We start from the raw sequence: 19,366 nt of genomic DNA, 5'->3' as shown, positions 1-19,366 counted from the left end.
GGCTCACCCTTCCTCCGCGGTCACCGGATCGGCGACCGTGCAGATCATTTCGAGGAGTTCCTCGTGCACGCCCGGCGCGGCGGCCAGCACCGAACCCGAGGTGATGGTCCACGGCTCGCCCGCCAGGTCGGTGACCACACCACCCGCGGCGCGGATCAGCGCAACGCCCGCGGCGTTGTCCCAGGGGTGGTGGCCGAACACGATGGCCCCGCCGAGCACCCCCGACGCGGTGAACGCCAGGTCGATGCCGGTGGAACCGTGCATCCGCACGCGGGAGGAGAGCCTGCTGAGCGGGCCGAGCAGATCGAAGCGGAACTGCCCGGGGATCCGGCCCTGCGCGTCCACGTTGAACGCGCCGAAGCCGATCATCGCGTCGGCCAGCTTCCCGTGCGGCAACGGCGGCAGCGGTTGGCCGTTCAGCAGCACCGGGCCGCCGGCGATCGCGGCGTAACGCTGCCCGAGCAGCGGCAGCCAGGTCAGGCCGAGTACCGGCTCGCCCTCGTGCACCAGCGCGAGCAACATGCCCGAAAGCGGGTGTCCGGACGAGTAATTGAACGTTCCGTCGATCGGATCGAGCACCCACGCGGTGCCCGACACGAGCTGCGGGCCGCCGAACTCCTCACCGTGCACCTCGATTCCGGTGCGCTGCTCCAGCTGGGCGGAGATGGTGCGCTCCAGCTCCAGATCAAGCTCGGTGGCGAAGTCGTTGCGGCCCTTGGTCACCGCGCTCGGCGCGCCGACCCCCTCGATGAAGCGCGAGGTGACCGAGTCCAGGATCTCGCGCGCGACCGCGAGCAGTGCCGAGAGGTCCTGGCTCATCTCACCGCGGCCAGCGCCTCGGGCAGCGTGAACCGGCCCGCGTAGAGCGCCTTGCCGACGATCGAGCCCTCGACGCCGTCGGGCACCAGTTCGGCGATCGCGATCAGGTCCTCGATGGTGGAGACGCCGCCGGAGGCGATCACCGGCGCGTCGGTCGCGGCGCAGACCTCGCGGAGCAGGTCCAGGTTGGGGCCGGTCAGCGTGCCGTCCTTGGTGACGTCGGTGACCACGTAGCGGGAGCAGCCGTCGCGCTCCAGGCGCTCGAGCACCTCCCACAGGTCGCCACCGTCGCTGACCCAGCCGCGGCCGCGCAGCCGGTAGTCGCCGTCGATGATGCGCACGTCCAGGCCGACCGCGACGCGCTCGCCGTGCTTGGCGATGGCCTTGGCGCACCACACCGGATCCTCCAGCGCGGCGGTGCCCAGGTTCACCCTGGCGCAGCCGGTGGCCAGTGCGGCCTCCAACGTGTCGTCGTCGCGGATGCCGCCGGACAGCTCCACTTTGACGTCGAGTTCGCCGACGACCCCGGCCAGCAGTTCGCGGTTCGAGCCGCGGCCGAACGCCGCGTCCAGGTCGACCAGGTGCACCCACTCCGCGCCCGCGCGCTGCCATTCCAGGGCTGCTTCGCGGGGGGAGCCGTAGCTGGTTTCGCTACCGGCCTCACCCTGTACGAGGCGCACAGCTTCGCCATTGGCAACGTCGACGGCGGGCAAAAGCACGAGACTCACGACTGCGCCTCGCTGACGCTCGGCTCCGTCGTCGTCTTTGACGCTGCGCCGATGGTTCGGTCGCTGCGCTCCCTCACGACTGCGCCTCGCTGACGCTCGGCTCCGTCGTCCTCGACGCTGTCTCGATGGTTCGGTCGCTGCGCACACTCACGGGCATGAGCCTAGTGGTTAGCTGTGCGCGCCCGGTCTCCGGCCTGCGCGGATAGGAGCTGGGTCACCGATCGAGGATGCGGGTGAGCAGCCGGACCAACTCGGCGCGCTCCGCGGCGTCCAGACCGGCCAGTAGTTCGTCCTGCGCACCGGCCAGGCGCTCGTCCAGTTCGGCGAGATGAGCCGTGCCCGCCTCGGTGATGGTGACGATTTTGCGCCTGCGGTCACCGGGGTCCGGGCTGCGCTCGACGAAGCCGCGGTCGGCCAGCTCGTTGACGGTGGCGACGATGTCGCTGCGGTCGATCCGGGTGCGCCTGCCCAGGTCGGCCTGGCTGATAGCACCGAATTCGCCGAGCGCGGCGAGCAGCGCGTAGTGATAGCGCCGCGAGCCGGTGGCGTGCAGTGCCCGCTCGGTCGCCCGGTTGGCGACGAGGGCGACTTGATTGACCAGCCGAGTCGGCAAGGCCCGCAGTTTGGCGGGAGCGTCCTCGCGCGAGATCTCCATGCCAGCAATCTAACGCTTGTTGGTCACACCCACAATATGTTGCGGGTGGCCGGACAGCGGCTCGACGCCTTGGTCGGCAGCTCCTGCGAGCCGCATCCAGCTCTTCATCGCCAACCGCAGCCGGCGGGCATTCCGAACCGAACCATTCGGCTACTGCCGTCGGTGTCAGGTCAGCGACGGCAGAGGTTCAGCGCTATCTGCCAGTACCCGGCGTCGATAACAGACCAGCGCGGCGGCCACCGCGAACAGTGCGGTCAACGCCGACGCAGCGATCCGGAAACCTTGCCCGATCAGGAATTCTGTTGCCGCGCGCTCGATTTCGGCGAGGGTGTGCTTGTCGCGGTCGTCGAAGAGGATCGATGCCCGTGGCCATTGGTACAGGATCGACAGCAGGAATTGTCCGCTGACCAGTGCGGCCAGCGACAGGACCACCCAGCGCAGCCCGATTCGGTAGCGCACCGCCGCCACACCGGCGATCAACGCGCATAGCGTCAGCACACCACCGAGCGGGCGCATCACGTCACCGACCGCGACCACGCTCATGAACTGTTCGGTGAGCTCCAGCGACTCGGGGATGTCCCGGAAAATGTTGGGATACAACAGCATTGTCTCCGCTGCCGTGGTGCCGAACGCGAAACACGCGACCACCGCATACCCCGATAGCACGACCAACGGGACTGTGACACTGCGCATAATGTCCTCCTCGGATCGACGGTAGATCCGGGCCGCCACCTGCGAATCCGGCGCGAACCCCCATATCCGCCGCGCCGAGGTCAGGGTCTACCCGGAGGGCCGGCGACCACGGCCTCCTGCGCGAGCCACCCCGTTGGCCGGAAACCACCGGTAGTGTCTCGCCTCGGCGATCGCTCCGGTCACTTACTTCCGCACTCTCCCTAGGGATCTCATATGTCGCGCTCGACTCACGCTGCCGTGCTCATGATTTCGGCAGCCACCTGCACCGCGGTGCTCGCCACCGCGCCGACCGCCGCGGCCGCGCCGCCCGAGGAGGCGCGGCTGGCCGGCTGTGATTTCGGCGCCGTCGCGGGGACCTACGACTACGCGAGCTTCGATGAGCACGCGAACAAGATGCTCGAGCTGACGACCGGGACGTTCCGGATGGAATTCGAGCAGGCCCGGCCGACCATTCAGGCCAACGCCGCCGCGAATCACGCCCGCGCCGAGGTTAATTCGGTGGACTGCCGGGTCGTGTCCGGCGACGCGGCCACGGCGGACGTCACCGTCGACGTGGTGCGGACGACGACGAGCGACGCCACCGACGGCCTGCCGAAGACCAACAAGATGTCCCTGCTGATCACCGTCGAGAACGTGAACGGTCGCTGGCTGGTCAACCGGGCCGAAACCAAGTAGGGCTACAGCGCCTGCACCCAATTGCGCAGCAGCTGAGCGCCGGCGTCGCCGGACTTCTCCGGGTGGAACTGGGTCGCCGAGAGCGCCCCGTTCTCCACCGCGGCGAGGAACGGCACGCCGTGCTCGGCCCAGGTCAGCTTCGGGGCGTCGAAGTGATCGCCGGGCGGCAACTCCCACTTCTGCGCGGCGTAGGTGTGCACGAAGTAGAACCGGGTGTCGGCGTCCATCCCCGCGAACAGCACGCTGTCCTGCGGCGCCGACACGGTGTTCCAGCCCATGTGCGGCAGCACCGGCGCGGACAGCCGTTCCACGGTGCCCGGCCATTCGGCGCAGCCGTCGGTCTCCACGCCGAACTCGACGCCGCGCTCGAACAGGATCTGCATGCCGACGCAGATGCCGAGCACCGGGCGGCCACCGGCCAGGCGCTGGCCGATCATTCGCTCGCCCCGCACCTTTCGCAGTCCCGCCATGCAGGCGGCGTAGGCGCCGACGCCGGGGACGACGAGGCCGTCGGCGGCCAGCGCGACCTCGGGATCGGCGGTCACCTCGACCTTCGCGCCCGCACGGACCAGCGCCCGCTCGGCGGAGTGCAGATTGCCCGAGCCGTAGTCGAGCAGGGCAACAGAGGTCACAGCGTCCCCTTCGTCGAGGGGATGCCCTGCACCCGAGGATCGAGTTCGACCGCGGCACGCAAAGCCCGTGCCACCGCCTTGAATTCGGCCTCGGTGACGTGGTGCTGGTCGCGGCCGTACAGCACGCGCACGTGCAGGGCGATGCGCGCGTTCAACGCGATCGACTCGAAGACGTGGCGGTTCAGCACGGTGGAATACGGTGCGCCGGGAGCGGCGCCCGCGGAGCGACCTCTGACAGGAGAGCCGGGAATCACGGCGTGCAGCAGGTGTTCCGGCTCGCCGGTGTGCACACAGTACGGACGCCCGGACACGTCGACCGCGGCGTGCGCCAGGGTCTCGTCCATCGGGATGAAGGCATCACCGAACCGGCGGATACCGACCTTGTCGCCCAACGCCTTTCCCAGCGCCTGGCCGAACACGATCGCGGTGTCCTCCACCGTGTGGTGCGCCTCGATCTCGATGTCGCCCTCGGCCCGCACGGTCAGGTCGAAGCTGGCGTGCGCACCGAGCGCGGTCAGCATGTGGTCGTAGAACGGGACGCCCGTGGCGATCTCGGTCTTGCCGGTGCCGTCCAGGTCCAGCTCGACCACGATGCTGGACTCTTTGGTGACGCGCTCCACCCGCGCGATTCTGTTCATGATCTTTTCCTCCACAGGCGGATTCATCGGGGCGTGCGGTCGGTGTGCACCAAGAGGCGGCTGACTTTCAGCAGTTCGTCGTTCTCCGCGGCCAGACCGATGGTGGCGCGCAGGTAGCCGGGGATGCCGACGTCGCGGATCAGCACGCCGTGGTCCAGGTAGCGCTGCCAGCTGCCCGCCGCGTCGGTGAAGCGGCCGAACAGCAGGAAGTTCGCGTCACTGGGGATCACGTCGAAACCGATCTCGGTCAATTCCGCGGCCACTCGATCACGCTGCGCGGCGAGTTCGGCGACGCTGCCGAGGGTTTCGTCGGCGTGCCGCAGCGCTGCCCGCGCGGCCGCCTGGGTGACCACCGACAGGTGGTACGGCAGGCGCACCAGCAGCATCGCCTCGATCACCGCGGGCGCGGCGACCAGGTAGCCGAGGCGACCGCCCGCGAAGGCGAACGCCTTGCTCATGGTTCTGGTCACCACCAACTTCGTGGGGAACCGGTCGATCAGCGCGAGGGCGCTCGGCTGCGCGGAGAACTCACCGTATGCCTCGTCGACCACCACGATGCCCGGCGCGGCCGCGAGGATCCTGGCCAGGTCGTCCTGCGGAATGCTGTGTCCGGTCGGGTTGTTCGGGCTGGTCACGAACACCACGTTCGGCGAGCGCTCCGCGATGGCGGCCACCGCGTAGTCGACGTCGAGGGAGAAATCGGCGTCGCGCTTGGCCTCGATCCATTCGGTGTCGATGCCCTCGGAGATGATCGGGTGCATCGAGTACGACGGCACGAAACCCAGAGCGCTGCGGCCCGGTCCGCCGAACGCCTGCAGCAGCTGCTGCAGGATCTCGTTGGAACCGTTTGCCGCCCAGACATTGTCGGTGTCCACCGCGACACCCGTCTGCCTGGTGAGGTAGTCGGCCAGATCGGCGCGCAACGCCACGGCGTCCCGGTCCGGGTAGCGGTGCAGGTCGGCGGCGGCGATCCGAATGGATTCGGCGACGTCGTCGATCAGCGCCCGGCTCGGCGGGTGCGGGTTCTCGTTGGTGTTCAGTTGCACCGGCACCGTCAATTGCGGTGCGCCGTAAGGCTTCTTGCCGCGCAGGTTCTCCCGCAGCGGTAGGTCGGCCAGGCTGATGGCCGCGCCGGGCACGGTGGCCTGCCCGGTCATGACAGCGCCTCGAACCGCGCCTGCACGGCCTGGCCGTGGGCGGGCAGGTCCTCGGCGTTGGCGAGGGCCACCACGTGACCGGCGACATCCTTCAGCGCCGCCTCGGTGTAGTCGACGACGTGGATGCCGCGCAGGAACGTCTGCACGCTCAAACCCGAGGAGTGCCTGGCACATCCGGCGGTCGGCAGCACGTGGTTGGAGCCGGCGCAGTAGTCGCCGAGGCTCACCGGTGCGTACGCGCCGACGAAAACCGCTCCGGCACTGCGTACCCGGGCGGCCACCGCGGCGGCGTCGACGGTCTGGATCTCCAGGTGTTCGGCCGCATAGGCGTTCACCACGCGCAGGCCCTGCGCGATGTCGTCCACGAGCACGGTCCCGGATTGCTTGCCGCGCAACGCTTCGGTCACCCGTTCGGCGTGCTTCACCACGGTCAGCTGCCTGGTCAGCGCCGCGTCCACCGCGTCGGCCAGCTCCGCGCTGTCGGTGACCAGCACGCTGGCCGCGAGTACGTCGTGCTCGGCCTGGCTGATCAGGTCCGCCGCCACGTGTACCGGGTCGGCGGTCGCGTCGGCCAGGATCGCGATCTCGGTCGGCCCCGCCTCGGCGTCGATGCCGACCAGGCCGCGGCACAGCCGCTTGGCGGCGGTCACGTAGATGTTGCCGGGTCCGGTGATCAGATCGACCGGCTCCAGCTGGGCTCCGTCGGTGTCGACGCCACCGTAGGACAGCAGCGCGACGCCCTGCGCGCCGCCGACCGCCCACACCTCGTCGACGCCGAGCAACCGCGCGGCAGCCAGGATCGTCGGGTGCGGCAGGCCGCCGAATTGCGCCTGCGGGGGCGAGGCCACCACCAGTGAGCCGACACCCGCTGTCTGCGCGGGCACCACGTTCATCACCACGCTCGACGGGTAGACGGCGTTGCCGCCGGGCACGTACAGCCCGACCCGTTCGACCGGCACCCAGCGCTCGGTCACCGTGCCGCCGGGCACCACCTCGGTGGTCTTGTCGGTGCGCCGCTGGTCGGCGTGCACCTTCCTGGCCCTGGCGATGGATTCCGCCAGCGCCGCACGCACGGCAGGATCCAGCTCGGCCAGCGCCTTTTCCAGCTCGGCCGCTGGTACGCGCACCGTGGCCGGGCGCACGCCGTCGAACTGCTCGCTGTACTCCTGCGCCGCCGCGACGCCGCGATCGCGGATCGCCTCGACCACCGGCCGCACATGATGCAGCACCGAGTCCACGTCGACTCCCCCGCGCGGCAGCGCGGCGCGCAGCTCGGCAACAGAGGGAGTGCGACCGCGCAGATCAACGCGGGCGAGCTCGATGCGGGTAGTCATGTGGTGTCGATCCTTGTCTTCAGCCGAATCCGCAACAGGAAAGTTGCAGCTACCAGCCTAGTCGGCCGACGCCACCGGTTATCCGCGTGGTGGTGTACGGCTCACCCCGCAGCGTCGCCGCAGTTCGACCACGCCGTCACCGGCCAGCTCATCGACCGCGACCGCGCGTCCGACCACCGCGAGCACGATCGCCTCCCCCGGCCCACGCACCTCCGGACCATGACCCCTCCGACCATCCACTGTTGGTCGTGCGAACGCCGCTCAGGTCAGCGACGGGAAGCGGGTATCGCTGTCGAGCAGCAGCTTGCCGCCGGAGTTGATCACGCGCAGGGTCATCGCCTTGTCCTGGCCGTCGACGATCAGGCTGGCCAGCTCGATGTCGAGCGAGCCGTCGGAGTTGTTGCCTGCCTTGACAGCGCGAATGCTGGAGAAGTTTTCGACCGTGTGCGTGGTCCAGTACTGACGGAACGCGGTCTCGGAGCCGTAGAGCTTCTGCGCCGCGGGTGTCAGCGTGGACCAGGAGCCGCTTGCGTCGTCGTAGAACCGCTTCACCAGCGCCGCCGCGGGTCCCTCGGTGACCGTGCCGTCGCTGGGGGTCTTACCGACCGTTCCGGACGGCGGGGTCGAGCTCGTTCCACCCGTCGAGGAACTGGTCGACGGCGGGCTCGCGTTCACCGTCGGCGAATTCGAGTCCTGCTGCGTCAGCGTGCCGATGAGGATCGCGCTTACCGCTACGACGGCACCGATGGCCGCGCCGATGATGACGGCCTTGCTCTTACCGCCGGACTTGCGCGGGACGGGGCGAGGCTGGGCAGCGGTGCGCGGGTGGGTCGCGGTGTTGGTCTGCGCGGGGCGACGCGGCGCGGGCTGCGGTCGGGGGGCGGGGCGCTGCGGGCGGGGCTGGCGTTCGGTCGGCTGATGGACCGGAGCCGAGACCGCCGAGGGGCGCAGTGCGCGGGTGGCGGATTCGGGCGCGCCGTTGCGGCGGCGCACGAAAGCTTCACTGGCGGGGACGAATCCGGCGGTCACCGGCGCGGGGCCCGCGTCGGCGAAGGCGGCGAGGTGGTCGAGTGCCGCGCGCATGGTCGGCCGGTCCTGGGGTTCCGGGCTGAGCAGGTCCAGCAGGAAATCCGTTGCGGGACCGGCGTTGCGGGGTTCGCTGACCTGACCGTTGGCCGCGGCGTACAGCACCGCGAGCGGGTTGGCGTTCGCACCGTACGGCGGCTCGCCTTCCAGCGCGTGGAAAAGTGTTGCGCCCAGGGCGAATACGTCCGAGGCCGGGGTCGGGTCGGCGCCACGGGCCATCTCGGGGGCGAGGTAGGCGGCGGTGCCGCAGATCAGGCCGGTTTCGGTGAGCGTGACGTCACCGGCGGCACGGGAGATGCCGAAGTCGGTGATCTTCACGGTGCCGTGGTCGTCGAGCAGGATATTGCCCGGCTTCACGTCGCGGTGCACGATGCCCGCGTCGTGCGCGGCGATCAGCGCCGAGGCGACCTGCTCACCGATGCGGGCGACCTGTGTCAGCGGCAGCGGGCCCTGCGTGGAGAGCACGCCGGCCAGGCTGTTGGACTTCAGGTACTCCATCACCAGGCATGGATCGCCCTGATGCTCGGTGATGTCGAACACGACGATCGCGTTCGGATGCTGGAAGCGGGCGGCGTTGCGAGCCTCTCGAATCGCACGTTGGCGCACCACATCACGCTCGGCCTCGGGCAGGCTCGGCTTGATATGGATCTGCTTGACGGCCACCGAGCGTTGCAAGCGCTCATCGATGGCACGCCAAACAACACCTGTGCCGCCGCTACCAATCCGCTCGACCAGGCGGTAATGCTCCGCGATCAACTGACCGGTATCGATGGCGCCTACTCCGAACCTTCTCGAAATCGTGACATCCCGCTTATTGCTTACAGACGCGGTCCGGGGACGAGTGTAGCGGGCCGCGGAACTTCGGTCCGCGCCAGCAGGGGCATATTCTCCGCCCACATCGGCGCGGCGCGGCTAGCGCGCCGCCCGCAGCATCCGCCCCGCCGCGTCCACCGCGGGTCCGGAGCTGTTCGCGTCGTTGACGAATACAGCAAACGCCAGGTCATCGGCGATGCCGACGAACCACCCGTGCGCGTGCTGGTCGTCGATGTATTCCGCGGTGCCCGTCTTGCCGAGCAAGCCCGGAATATCGCGCAGCTGGGTCGCGGTGCCTGCCGTGACCGTCTCCCGCATCATGGCTTTGACCTGCTCGGCAACGCTGGCAGGCAGCGCGGCCGGCGTCTTGTCCGGCGTGCCGGGCTTGCCCTGCACGATGGCGGGCGCGGGCACCGAGCCGTGCGCGATGGACGCGGCGACCAGCGCCATGCCGAACGGGGTAGCGGTCACCTTTCCCTGGCCGATAGCCGACTCGACCCGCAGCGCCGGGGTGTCCGCGGGCGGCACCTTGCCGGTGACGGTGGTCAGCCCGGGTGTGACGTAGTCGATGCCGAGGCCGAGCTGTGCCGCTGCATTCGGCAACGCGTCGGCGGGCAGTTTCACCGCGAGCGAGCCCATGGTCGTGTTGCAGGAACGCGCGAACGCGGTATGTAGCGGCACCTGTCCCAGGTCGAAATTGTTGTCGTTGGGGATCTTGCGACCCTCGATGTTCGCGACGCCTGGGCAGGGCAGCACGGTGTCCGGGGTGACCGTGTCCGCTTGCAGTGCGGCCGAGACGGTCACCGTCTTGAAGGTCGAACCGGGCGGGTACAGGCCGGTGAGCGCGATCGGACCCTGCGCGTCGGCGGCATTGTTCTGCGCGACCGCGACCACATTGCCGGTGGAGGGTTGCAGCGCGACGATCGCCGCGGGCTGAGTGATCGGCGCCAGCGCCGCCTCGGCCGCCTGCTGCAAGTCGATGTTCAAGGTGGAGGCGATATCGGCGGTCGGCTTCGGATCCTGGCCGCCGACCCGCTGGGTGCCCTCGCCGGTCTGCGCGCGCACCGCCCAGCCCGCGCCGGCGTCGGCGTTCTGCTGCCACAGCTCGGCGAGTCCGGACAGGGCGGGCGAGGCCAGCGATTTGTCGGTGGTGAGCAAGCGGGTCTGCGGCGCGAGCGTGACGCCCGGCACGGCGGCGAGCTGCGGCTGGATCGGCGCGATATCGGCGTCGCGCAGGCTGATCGCGGTGATCGGTTTACCCTGCGCCGCAGCGAGTTCCGCCTGCAGCGACTGCGCGGTGAGGTCGGGCGCGATCGGGGTCAGCAGCGCCGCGAGCGCGCCGGTATCCGCGCCGGGGCTCACGTTCACCAGCGTGACCACCTGCTGGGTCATCAACTCGCCGCCGCTGGCGTCGAGGACGCGGGCGGGCTTGGGATAGACCGGGCTGTAACTCAGCGGGCCTGCGGCCAGGCCCGGCGCGACCGTGTCCGGGTTCCACTTGACCTTCCAGCCGTCGCCGCCCTCGTCCGCGGTGCCGGTGGTGGTGTAGGTCCACTCGGCCGCGCCGTCCTTGCCGAGCTTCCAGGTGGCGGCCAGCGTGAAGGTGTTCTTGTCGATCGAGCGGACGTCGAAGCGCACCTCTTTGCCGAGGCCGTCATAGAGCTTGCCGAGGGCGTCGGCGGCCTTCGCCGGGTCATCGGTGAGGTCTGCGGCGGCCGCCACGTCGTCGCGGTTCAGCGCGTCGGCGAACTGGCCTGCGACGGTGTCGGGCTGGTCCGGGCCGGACGAGCAGGCGGCGAGCACGAGCGCGGGTGCGGCGAACAGGACGAGGGACTTCCGGTGGGTACGCACCCCGCCGACTGTAACCGCCGACCCCGGCCAGCCGGCAGCGGCCGTGCCGGGATCGGAGCTCGCGTGCCTGATCAGGCCGTGTGCCAGGCGCCCGCGACGAGTGCGGCGGCATCGGCCTCGGTGAGCTCGATGTCGAACTCTTCCGCCAGAATCTTCGGTAGTTCGGTCGCCTCGATCTGCCGGGTTTCGCTGGTGCCGTCCGGCCGCTCGGTGATCACCGTGGTGCCGTCGACGACGCGGTGTACGTCTGGGAGGAACCGCTGCGCGTACGGGCGAGTGGTGAACGGTGAACGCGGCGACGTCGAAACGAAGTGGTTGCCGACCGCGAAATCGATGCGGTACTGCGGCGTCATCGCGAACGTGTAGCGGTTGATCCACCCGTCCTTGTCGAACTGGTGCAGCACCCATAGGTCGCTGTCCAGCTCGCCCCGGGTGAGCTCCAGCCGGAACCGCCAGTCACCCGCCGTGAATTCGCCTACTTCCGTGGACAATTCGATCGGTTCGAGCGGGCCCGCGCCGAAGCCGACGTCACACAACCACACTCGGTCGTCGTCGCTGGTGGTCACGCGCAGCAGGGCGTGCGTCGCGGGGCGCAGGCCCTCCGTCGCCCCCATGGTGACTCGTGCGTGCAGGGCCGTGATGCCGAAGCCGAGCCGTTCCAGCGCGGCCGCGAACAAGCCGACATGCTCGTAGCAGTAGCCGCCACGGCGTTGCCGAACCAGCTTGTCCTGCAACGATTTCAGATCGAGCGGGATGCTGCGGCCGAGGATGATCTCCAGGTTCTCGAAGGGGATCGAGGTGGTGTGCGCGTGCACCAGCTTGCGCAGCGTGTCGAGGGTCGGTGCGCGTTCGCCGTCGAACCCGATGCGCGCCAGGTACCCGTCCAGGTCCAGGTCCGCGCCGTTCCAGTGGTACGCCGGGTCCGTCGGCTTGCTCATCGTGGCCTCACTTCCTCGTCGGTGTTGCCAGGCACAACCGTGTCCGGTCACGATCCTGTTCCCCGTGGTGCGAATCGGCGAGTGTGGGCTCCGCCATGGTTGCTGCTCTGCCGTTCGGCCCGGATCAGGCGGCGCACTTGGCGTTCGGCGGTGCGGCTGGTCCGGTCGCGACGCCGTGGGCGACGTCGACCAGGTAGTCGCGGTCCGGACCGTCCACGGGTTCGGTGCCGAGGAGCAGCCGCTCTACGACGCAACCGCCCTCGAAGAAGGCCGGGCCGACGCTGTGATCACCGGGAACGACGGCGCCGTTCAGGTCGCGGCCGGTGACGATGGTGTACATCGAGGTCGGTTTGCCCGCGGCGAGCAGCCCGGCCCGCATCTCCAGCGTGGTCGGGTAGGGCACCACATCGTCACCGGTGCCGTGGATCAGGAAGGCGCGCTTGACGTCGATCCGGCCGGCCAGCAGCGCGGGCGAACGCTCGACGTAGGCCTGCGGGCAGGCGATCGGTGTGCAGCCGCCCGCGTCGCGCTCGATCTGCGCGGGCAGGTCCGGGTCGACCACCGACGCGCCGAGCCACATCGTGAAATCGTCTGCGGGACCGTAATTGTCGACCCAGTAGTCGAACAGCCCGCGCGGTCCGTGCGCCGCGGCGAGCCCGCTCATGATGCCGCCCTGGCTCCAACCCCACAGGACCGTACGCGTGATGGAACGATGCTCGTCCCGGTACCACTGGGTCGCGGCGACGATATCGCGCCAGCCTGCCCACAGGTTCCACTCACCCGTGCGCCACACACTGCTGGCCGAGCGCAGATCCATCGACAACACCGGGGTGCCGGTGCGCCGGGAGATCGACGTCAGATAACCCGCGTAGTCGCCGGCGGACCCGTCGTGCCCGTGCACCGCGACGACCAGATCCGTGGGCGGAAGATCACCCGGTGCGCAGCGGTACGGCTCGTAGACCAGCCCGGTCGCCTCCTCACCATCGACCGTGAGCGTCACCGGCCGCACCGCAACCTCCGTCGCACAGTCCGGTTCGGCCGACACCGACGCGCTGGTCATCGCGCATGCAGCCAATAGGGCACCCACCGCCACCAGTACATATCCGCGCCTCATCCTCGAATAATGGCACGCCACCGGTACGGCGCCCGAGCACCCGGCCGGACCGAACCGCGACCCGTCACGCAGCCCGCGGCGATTCGGCACCAGACCGAATCGTGACAACTGCGCCGCCCACCATCGCCGCCGCTCCCACCACGATCCCGAACACCGTCGCACCACCGGTCAGACCGATTGCGTCACTGAGGAACCCGGCGGACAACGGCAGTGCGGCGGCGGGCAGGTATCCGCCGACATTCTGTGCGGCGTTCGCCTCGGCGAGCCGATCGGCGGGCACGCTCGCGCTGATCGCACTGAGACCGCCGAATTGGCCCAACCCCTGCCCGACTCCAGCCAGGACCGCAGCCGCCGCGAACAGGACGAGCGACGACAACCGCAGCGAGAGGATCAGCGTCAGCATGCTCGCCGTAGTGGCGACGGCGCCGCCGAGCGGGATCGTGCGCACCGACCAGCGCCGCGCGGCGAACTGAATGCCGGTGGCGCCAAGGAACATCACGAAGGCGAGCCCGCCTGCGACGACTCGGTTGGTGGCGCCGAGCAGGTGCGTGAGCAGGGACGGGCCCAGCGAGAGCACGAAGGAGGTCGCCGTGATCCCCGGCGCGAACACCGCGATGCCGAGCAGCACCGCCGTCCGCCCACCCGGTGCCACGGCGGGAATCCGCAGCCACGGGCCGCGCCCACCCGCGCCCTTCGGCAGCTCCAGCCGGGCAACCACCACGAAAGCCGAAGCAAGCAGCGCGATCTCGACCACGAATATGGTCACCGTCGGGCCGGGCACCGTCTCCGACAGAACACCGGCGAGCAGCGGCCCGAGCCCGGCACCCAACACCATCGCCGACGAAGCGGCCAGCGCCGCAGTACGTTTACGCCCCGGCCCGCCCACATCGGTCACCGCCGCCATCCCGGCAGACACCGCCGCACCCACCGCGATACCGGTGAGCAATCGCGCAACGGCAAGCACCGCAACCGAACTCGCGGTGGCGAACAGCACGCACGCCACCATCGCCAGCGCGATCGCGGGCAGCAGCACCGGCTTGCGGCCGATGCGATCCGACACCACCCCGGCGACCAGCAGTGCGCCGAGTAGTCCGGCGATATAGCTGGCGAAGATCGCCGTCAAGGTTCCGGCGGAAAAGCCGAGCTCGCGCTGCCACACCACGTATAGCGGCGTCGCCGCGTTCGACAGCACGAATACCGCCATGACCGGCCACGCCGCCAACCACACGAGGCCGTTCTTCGCAGGCACCGACTGTCGGTGCGTCGTGAGCGTCGCCATGCCAACCTCCACTAGTTCGACTTTTCTCGTACCGATACGATCGCGGTCGAACTTAGCATCTAGTACGATAAAATACGTACAGGGCGCGACGACCCCAGGAGACCCGATGCCACCGGCCAGCACAGTCCCCGAGACCCGTCTGCCCGAACCGGACCGCGCCGACCTGCGCCTCGACCAGGTGCTCGCCGCACTCAGCGACCCGCTGCGGCTGACCATGGTCCAGAAGCTGCTGACCGAGTCCCCCGACACCGACCGCTCCTGCGGCTGGTTCGACATCGATCGCCCGAAATCGACACTCACGCACCACTTCCGGGTGCTGCGCGAGGCGGGCGTGACCAGACAGCAGCGCTACGGTCTCGAGCGCCGCAGCAAGGTCCGCATCGACGACCTCGACGCCCGCTTCCCCGGCCTGCTCGACCTGGTCCGCGCCTGGGAACCGGAATAATGACGTCCGAACGCTAGGATTCGCCTATGCGTTCGATTGATGTCGCCGAGCGGCGGGCCAGGCTGGCGGTACGGCACCGGCTCGCGGCGGCGAACCGTACCGACGAGGTCGCCGAGATCGTCCGGTCGCTGGTGGTGCTGCACGCGACCGACCCGGCGACGGTGTTCCTCTCGGTCGGCGCGCGCAGCAACACCGCCACCCCGGCGCACGTCGAGCGGGCGCTCTACGACGACCGGACGCTGCTGCGCCTGCTCGCCATGCGGCGCACCATGTTCGTCGCGCCGATCGAGCTGGTCCCGGTGTTGCAGGCGTCGTGCGCGGATGCCTTGGCGCACAAGCAGCGTCGCACCTACGGGAAGTACCTCGAGCAGGCCGGCGTCGTCGACGGCGACGTCCAGCAATGGCTCGCCGAGGTAGAAGCCGAAACCCACGACGCACTGCTCTCAAGAGGCGCCGCTACCGGCATCCAGCTGAGCAAGGATGTGCCCCGCCTGCGCACGCAGGTGAATACCGCGCCGGACAAGGCGTATTCGAAGCCGACCAACATCACCACCTGGGTGCTGGTGACGCTCGGCTGCGAAGGCCGCATCGTGCGCGGCCGCCCGAACGGCAGCTGGTCGAGCAGCCAGTACACCTGGGAGCCGATCGAATCCTGGCTGCCCCACGGTGTTCCGTCGATGCCCGTCGAGCAGGCCCGCGCCGAACTGCTCCGGCAGTGGCTGCACGCCTTCGGCCCCGCCCCGATCACCGACCTCAAATGGTGGACCGGCTGGGGTGTCGGCGAAGTCCGCAAGGCCCTCACCGACCTCGACGTGGTCGAGGTCGATCTGGACGGCGCAACGGGTTTGCTGCTCGCCGACGACGTGGAACCCGTTGCGGCGCCGGAACCTTGGGCGTCACTGCTGCCCGCGCTCGATCCCACCCCGATGGGCTGGCAGTCCCGCGACTGGTACCTCGGCCCGCACGCGCCCGCCCTGTTCGACACCAACGGCAATATCGGGCCGTCCATTTGGTGGAACGGCCGCATCGTGGGCGGTTGGGCGCAGCGCAAGGACGGCGAGATCGTCTATCGCCTACTGGAAGACGTGGGTGCCGACGCCACGGCGATGATCGAGGCGGAAGTCGCGCGGACCGCCGAGTGGTTCGGCGACGTCCGCGCCATCCCGCGTTTCCGTACTCCGCTGCAACGGGAACTGACCGCCTGAATCAGCGCCGCCGCGAAAATCCTTCGCTCGCAATACTTCCTGGCTCACTCACCCCGCACAGGCTGCACCCGGCGGCGGGGGCGGAGCGGTATCGACGCCGACGAGCACATTGGTGACGTAGTCGCGGGCCGCGCCATCCAGCGGCTCGAGCCCCTCGGCCACCCGCTCCACCACGCAGATGCCTTGCCGCCAGGTGGGTCCGACGTCATGTACGCCGGGCTGGATGCTCCCGTCGGCGCCGCGGTCGGTGACCACCGTGTACATCGAATACGGCTTGCCCGCCGCGATCAGCGCGTTCTTCAGATCGACCGAATGCTGGTACGGCACATCCACATCGAAGATCCCGTGGATCAGGAAGGTCCGCTCGGCGTCGATCTTCGGCGCGAGCGCGACCAGGGAACGGTCGGTGTACGCCTGCGGGCACACCTGCGGCGTGCAGCCACCCGCGTCGCGTTCGATCTGCGCGCGCTGCGCCGGGAAGAACGCGCTGGTGAGGTTCCAGTAGTCGACGATGTTCGTCGGCGCGAACGCATCGACCCAGTAGTCGAACAACCCGGCGGGCCCGTTCGCCACCGCCAGCCCGGCCGTCATCCCACCTTGGCTCCACCCCCACAGCACGGTCTTGCCGATCGACGGATGCTCGGCCTTGTACTGCTGAGTGATGGCCACCGCGTCCTGCCACCCGGCCCACGGGTTGAACTCGCCGGGCTTCCACACGCTGTTCTCGGCGCGCTGATCCAGCGTCAGCAGTGCGGCGCCGGTACGCCGGGCGATCCCGGACATCACGTCGGGATAGGAGGCCGCCGTCTCGCTGTACCCGTGCACCGCGACGATCAGGGTGCGCGGGGCCAGGTCACCCGGATTGCACCGGTACGGCTCGTAGACCCGCCCGGTCGCCTGTTCCCCGTCGACGCTCGCGGCGATCGACTGGACCGCCACGTCCCCGGCACACTCGGGCTCGGCGGACGCCGACGGTGCGGCGAGCCACGATGCGGCCAACACGGTCACCATCGACAACAACCACGCAAGGAAGCGACGGCCAGCAGTCATCGGCGCATCGTACCCAGCCAGGGCAAACGTTCGGCTAACGGTCGGCGAGCTGACTGTCGGGGCAGTGTCGGGCACGTCACCCCAGGCATCAGCGCAGGTCGGCAGCGCGGCTGGGCTTCGTGGGCACCGGACCGATACGTCTGCCATCAACCGCCTGGGTCGCGGCACCAGCCCGGCGACATGAACCCGCAGCCCGCCCGTGCGCGAGATCAGGCCGCGCAGGTGGCACCCGGCGGCGGCGTGGGCGCGGTATCCACATCCGCCAACACGTCGGTGACGTACTCGCTGGCCGCCCCATCCATCGGCTCCAGATCCGTCAGAACCCGCTCCACCACGCAGGCACCTTGGAACCAGACCGGACCGATCCAGTGCGTACCGGGCAGCACGGCACCATCGGGTCCGCGACCACTGACGACCGTGTACATCGAGTACGCCTGCCCCGCCGCCGCGAGCCCGGCCTTCAGATCGAGCGAATGCTGGTACGGCACAATCGGATCCGCGGTTCCGTGCACCAGGAACACGCGCTGAGCGGTCATCTTCGCCGCGAGCGCCGCCGTGGAACGCTCCGCATACGCCTGCGGACAGACCGCGGGTGGGCAACCACCGGCGTCGCGCTCGATCTGCTGCACCTGCGGCAGACCCAGCGTGTTCCCGACATTCCAGTAGTCGACGGTGTTCGAGGGCCCCGCGGTATTGACCCAATAGTCGAACAGCCCGGCAGGTCCGTGCGCCAATGCCAGCCCGCTCGTCATGCCACCTTGGCTCCACCCCCACAGCACGGTTTTGCCGACCGACGGATGCTCCTTCTTGTACCACTCGGCGGTGGCGACCACGTCGTGCCAACCGGCCCACGGGTTCCACTCCCCCGTCTTCCACACGCTGTTTCCGCCGCGCTGGTCCAGCGTCAGCAGCGCGGCACCGGTCCGCCGCGCGATCGCGGACATGACGTCGGGGTAGTCGGCCGCCTTCTCGTTGAACCCGTGCACCGCGAGGATCAGGCTGCGCGGCGCCAGATCGCCGGGGGCGCAGTGATACGGCTCGTAAGCCCACCCGTGCGACTGCTCCCCATCGACGGCGACAGTGATCGGCCGCATCGTCACGGCCCCCGCACACTCGGGTTCGGCCGACACCGAAGGCGCGCCGACCAAGGAGACCGCAAGGATTGTCACGATCGACAGCAGCGCGGCAACCAGGCGATACCCGCCGTTCATCCCGGCATCGTGGCACGGGCGCACGCGATTGTGTTGCGCAACAACGGTAATGCGATGAAGACGAGACGGCACGCCTGTTGATCGGCGCCGGAGATCGTTCCGCTACATGTCGAGGCCGAGGTCGAGCACCCGGACCGAGTGGGTCAGGGCACCGACGGCCAGGTAGTCGACACCGGTCCGCGCGTAGTCGGCGGCCACCTCTAGACCGAGTCCACCGGAGGATTCCAGTTTCGTCGCCGGCGCGGCCGCGTTACGGCGTTGCACGGCGGCCTGGGTCTGCCACAGCGGGAAGTTGTCCAGCAGCACGAGTTCCACGTTCTCGGCCAGCACGGCATCCAACTGCTCGAGGCTGTCGACCTCCACCTCGCAGGCGATGTCGGGAGCCAGCGCGCGAACGGCGCGCAGCGCCTCGACCACCGAGCCCGCCGCGACCACGTGATTGTCCTTGATCAGCGCGGCGTCGCCGAGACCCATGCGATGGTTCACCCCACCGCCGACCCGGACCGCGTACTTCTGCAATGCGCGCAGCCCGGGCAGGGTCTTGCGGCTGTCCCGGATCTTGCAGTCCGTGCCCGCGACCTCGTCGACCCAGGCGGCGGTGGCGGTGGCGATGCCGGAGAGGTGGCAGACCAGGTTCAGCATGGTCCGCTCAGCGGTGAGCAGCCCGCGGGTCGGGGCGACCACGGTGAGCACCGATTGTCCCGGCGTCACCCGGGTTCCGTCGGCGACCCGCCCGGTGACCTCGTACTCGCCCGCGCCGATCACCTCGTCCAGCACCAGCAATCCGACATCGAGCCCGGCCACCGTCCCCGGCTGCCGCGACACCACGGACGCCTTCACCACCGCATCGGCGGGCACCGTCGCCGCGGTGGTCACGTCCGGCCCGTAGCGCAGGTCCTCATCGAGCGCGGTACGGATGAGCGCGACCACCTCGTCCCGAGCCAACCCCGTGTCCAGACCCATCAACCACTCCTTACTACTCACGCGCGAACGCTTCTCACTGAGGTCGAGCGGCACCGGGCGAAAGCTGTTCGCCGACACCA

General features: G+C 69.4%; 20 protein-coding genes. 3 read left to right on the top strand and 17 right to left on the bottom strand.

Annotated elements, in window-relative coordinates; genetic code table 11:
• Positions 1-3: 3 nt before the first annotated feature.
• The 4 genes from DMB37_RS32695 to DMB37_RS32680 form a co-directional block, all read right to left on the bottom strand.
• Positions 4-819 carry an inositol monophosphatase gene (locus DMB37_RS32695; RefSeq protein WP_135235967.1) on the bottom strand — a complete coding sequence of 272 codons (816 nt, stop codon included), beginning with the start codon at positions 817-819 and terminating at the stop codon, positions 4-6.
• Positions 816-1,547 (bottom strand): bifunctional 1-(5-phosphoribosyl)-5-((5-phosphoribosylamino)methylideneamino)imidazole-4-carboxamide isomerase/phosphoribosylanthranilate isomerase PriA, encoded by a 732-nt coding sequence (priA, locus tag DMB37_RS32690; protein WP_135235966.1) that lies wholly within the window; start codon positions 1,545-1,547, stop codon positions 816-818. The genes DMB37_RS32695 and priA overlap by 4 nt, the downstream gene beginning before the upstream one ends.
• Before the next feature lie 214 nt (positions 1,548-1,761).
• Entirely contained in the window at positions 1,762-2,202 is a 441-nt protein-coding gene (locus DMB37_RS32685) for a MarR family winged helix-turn-helix transcriptional regulator (protein ID WP_135235965.1), read from the bottom strand.
• A 165-nt stretch (positions 2,203-2,367) separates the two neighbouring features.
• Positions 2,368-2,895, bottom strand: a complete 528-nt coding sequence (locus DMB37_RS32680) for a hypothetical protein (protein WP_135235964.1) — start codon at positions 2,893-2,895, stop codon at positions 2,368-2,370.
• Positions 2,896-3,108: 213 nt separating this feature from the next.
• Here DMB37_RS32680 and DMB37_RS32675 point away from each other — a divergent pair, with 213 nt between their 5' ends.
• Positions 3,109-3,570 (top strand): hypothetical protein, encoded by a 462-nt coding sequence (locus DMB37_RS32675; protein WP_135235963.1) that lies wholly within the window; start codon positions 3,109-3,111, stop codon positions 3,568-3,570.
• Positions 3,571-3,572: 2 nt separating this feature from the next.
• On the opposite strand, the gene hisH is transcribed toward DMB37_RS32675, so the two are convergent.
• From hisH to DMB37_RS32630, 10 genes are all read right to left on the bottom strand, one after another.
• On the bottom strand, positions 3,573-4,202 hold the full coding sequence (gene hisH, locus DMB37_RS32670; protein ID WP_135235962.1) for an imidazole glycerol phosphate synthase subunit HisH: 630 nt from the start codon (positions 4,200-4,202) through the stop codon (positions 3,573-3,575).
• Entirely contained in the window at positions 4,199-4,843 is a 645-nt protein-coding gene (gene hisB / locus DMB37_RS32665) for an imidazoleglycerol-phosphate dehydratase HisB (protein WP_135237957.1), read from the bottom strand. Before hisB ends, hisH begins: the two co-directional genes overlap by 4 nt.
• Before the next feature lie 20 nt (positions 4,844-4,863).
• Entirely contained in the window at positions 4,864-5,997 is a 1,134-nt protein-coding gene (locus tag DMB37_RS32660) for a histidinol-phosphate transaminase (protein WP_135235961.1), read from the bottom strand.
• The gene (hisD, locus tag DMB37_RS32655; protein WP_135235960.1) at positions 5,994-7,331 is read right to left on the bottom strand and encodes a histidinol dehydrogenase; all 1,338 of its coding nucleotides are present in this window, start codon (positions 7,329-7,331) and stop codon (positions 5,994-5,996) included. Before hisD ends, DMB37_RS32660 begins: the two co-directional genes overlap by 4 nt.
• Positions 7,332-7,409: 78 nt before the next feature.
• A complete protein-coding gene (locus DMB37_RS41750) occupies positions 7,410-7,541 on the bottom strand; it encodes a hypothetical protein (RefSeq protein WP_255508326.1) in 132 nt (43 codons plus the stop codon).
• A 51-nt stretch (positions 7,542-7,592) separates the two neighbouring features.
• The gene (locus DMB37_RS32650) at positions 7,593-9,173 is read right to left on the bottom strand and encodes a serine/threonine-protein kinase (protein ID WP_135235959.1); all 1,581 of its coding nucleotides are present in this window, start codon (positions 9,171-9,173) and stop codon (positions 7,593-7,595) included.
• Between the two features lie 156 nt (positions 9,174-9,329).
• The gene (locus tag DMB37_RS32645; RefSeq protein ID WP_135235958.1) at positions 9,330-11,081 is read right to left on the bottom strand and encodes a penicillin-binding transpeptidase domain-containing protein; all 1,752 of its coding nucleotides are present in this window, start codon (positions 11,079-11,081) and stop codon (positions 9,330-9,332) included.
• 71 nt (positions 11,082-11,152) lie between these two features.
• A complete protein-coding gene (locus DMB37_RS32640) occupies positions 11,153-12,019 on the bottom strand; it encodes an arylamine N-acetyltransferase (protein ID WP_135235957.1) in 867 nt (288 codons plus the stop codon).
• Positions 12,020-12,143: 124 nt separating this feature from the next.
• Positions 12,144-13,133, bottom strand: coding sequence for a S9 family peptidase (locus tag DMB37_RS32635; protein ID WP_240771757.1), 990 nt, complete (start codon positions 13,131-13,133; stop codon positions 12,144-12,146).
• A 64-nt stretch (positions 13,134-13,197) separates the two neighbouring features.
• Positions 13,198-14,412 (bottom strand): MFS transporter, encoded by a 1,215-nt coding sequence (locus tag DMB37_RS32630; protein ID WP_135235956.1) that lies wholly within the window; start codon positions 14,410-14,412, stop codon positions 13,198-13,200.
• Between the two features lie 106 nt (positions 14,413-14,518).
• On the opposite strand from DMB37_RS32630, the gene DMB37_RS32625 reads away from it, so the two are divergent.
• On the top strand, positions 14,519-14,857 hold the full coding sequence (locus tag DMB37_RS32625; RefSeq protein ID WP_135235955.1) for a helix-turn-helix transcriptional regulator: 339 nt from the start codon (positions 14,519-14,521) through the stop codon (positions 14,855-14,857).
• A gap of 26 nt (positions 14,858-14,883) precedes the next feature.
• Positions 14,884-16,062 (top strand): winged helix DNA-binding domain-containing protein, encoded by a 1,179-nt coding sequence (locus DMB37_RS32620; RefSeq protein WP_135235954.1) that lies wholly within the window; start codon positions 14,884-14,886, stop codon positions 16,060-16,062.
• 48 nt (positions 16,063-16,110) lie between these two features.
• Here the strand turns inward: DMB37_RS32620 and DMB37_RS32615 are convergent, their stop codons facing one another.
• The 3 genes from DMB37_RS32615 to nadC all read right to left on the bottom strand — a co-directional run bounded on the left by DMB37_RS32615 (position 16,111) and on the right by nadC (position 19,286).
• Positions 16,111-17,112 carry a S9 family peptidase gene (locus tag DMB37_RS32615; RefSeq protein ID WP_135235953.1) on the bottom strand — a complete coding sequence of 334 codons (1,002 nt, stop codon included), beginning with the start codon at positions 17,110-17,112 and terminating at the stop codon, positions 16,111-16,113.
• A gap of 209 nt (positions 17,113-17,321) precedes the next feature.
• On the bottom strand, positions 17,322-18,323 hold the full coding sequence (locus tag DMB37_RS32610; RefSeq protein ID WP_135235952.1) for a S9 family peptidase: 1,002 nt from the start codon (positions 18,321-18,323) through the stop codon (positions 17,322-17,324).
• A 102-nt stretch (positions 18,324-18,425) separates the two neighbouring features.
• Positions 18,426-19,286: a carboxylating nicotinate-nucleotide diphosphorylase gene (gene nadC / locus DMB37_RS32605; protein ID WP_135235951.1), complete on the bottom strand. Its 861-nt coding sequence runs from the start codon at positions 19,284-19,286 to the stop codon at positions 18,426-18,428.
• Positions 19,287-19,366: the final 80 nt, after the last annotated feature.

This window comes from Nocardia sp. CS682 (assembly GCF_004634405.1).
Lineage (GTDB): Bacteria > Actinomycetota > Actinomycetes > Mycobacteriales > Mycobacteriaceae > Nocardia > Nocardia ninae.
The sequence above is the reverse complement of the archived record's forward strand: the minus strand, read 5'-3'. Positions and strand labels throughout refer to the sequence as shown.

Bases quoted from the DNA above. Each gene is read 5' to 3' on its own strand.
- hisD (WP_135235960.1), bottom strand. From the start codon at position 7,331: ATGACTACCCGCATCGAGCTCGCCCGCGTTGATCTGCGCGGTCGCACT.
- DMB37_RS32640 (WP_135235957.1), bottom strand. From the start codon at position 12,019: ATGAGCAAGCCGACGGACCCGGCGTACCACTGGAACGGCGCGGACCTG.
- DMB37_RS32615 (WP_135235953.1), bottom strand. From the start codon at position 17,112: ATGACTGCTGGCCGTCGCTTCCTTGCGTGGTTGTTGTCGATGGTGACC.
- DMB37_RS32635 (WP_240771757.1), bottom strand. From the start codon at position 13,133: ATGAGGCGCGGATATGTACTGGTGGCGGTGGGTGCCCTATTGGCTGCA.
- DMB37_RS32680 (WP_135235964.1), bottom strand. From the start codon at position 2,895: ATGCGCAGTGTCACAGTCCCGTTGGTCGTGCTATCGGGGTATGCGGTG.
- nadC (WP_135235951.1), bottom strand. From the start codon at position 19,286: ATGGGTCTGGACACGGGGTTGGCTCGGGACGAGGTGGTCGCGCTCATC.
- DMB37_RS32685 (WP_135235965.1), bottom strand. From the start codon at position 2,202: ATGGAGATCTCGCGCGAGGACGCTCCCGCCAAACTGCGGGCCTTGCCG.
- DMB37_RS32630 (WP_135235956.1), bottom strand. From the start codon at position 14,412: ATGGCGACGCTCACGACGCACCGACAGTCGGTGCCTGCGAAGAACGGC.
- DMB37_RS32675 (WP_135235963.1), top strand. From the start codon at position 3,109: ATGTCGCGCTCGACTCACGCTGCCGTGCTCATGATTTCGGCAGCCACC.
- DMB37_RS32610 (WP_135235952.1), bottom strand. From the start codon at position 18,323: ATGAACGGCGGGTATCGCCTGGTTGCCGCGCTGCTGTCGATCGTGACA.
- DMB37_RS32620 (WP_135235954.1), top strand. From the start codon at position 14,884: ATGCGTTCGATTGATGTCGCCGAGCGGCGGGCCAGGCTGGCGGTACGG.
- DMB37_RS32660 (WP_135235961.1), bottom strand. From the start codon at position 5,997: ATGACCGGGCAGGCCACCGTGCCCGGCGCGGCCATCAGCCTGGCCGAC.
- DMB37_RS32625 (WP_135235955.1), top strand. From the start codon at position 14,519: ATGCCACCGGCCAGCACAGTCCCCGAGACCCGTCTGCCCGAACCGGAC.
- DMB37_RS32695 (WP_135235967.1), bottom strand. From the start codon at position 819: ATGAGCCAGGACCTCTCGGCACTGCTCGCGGTCGCGCGCGAGATCCTG.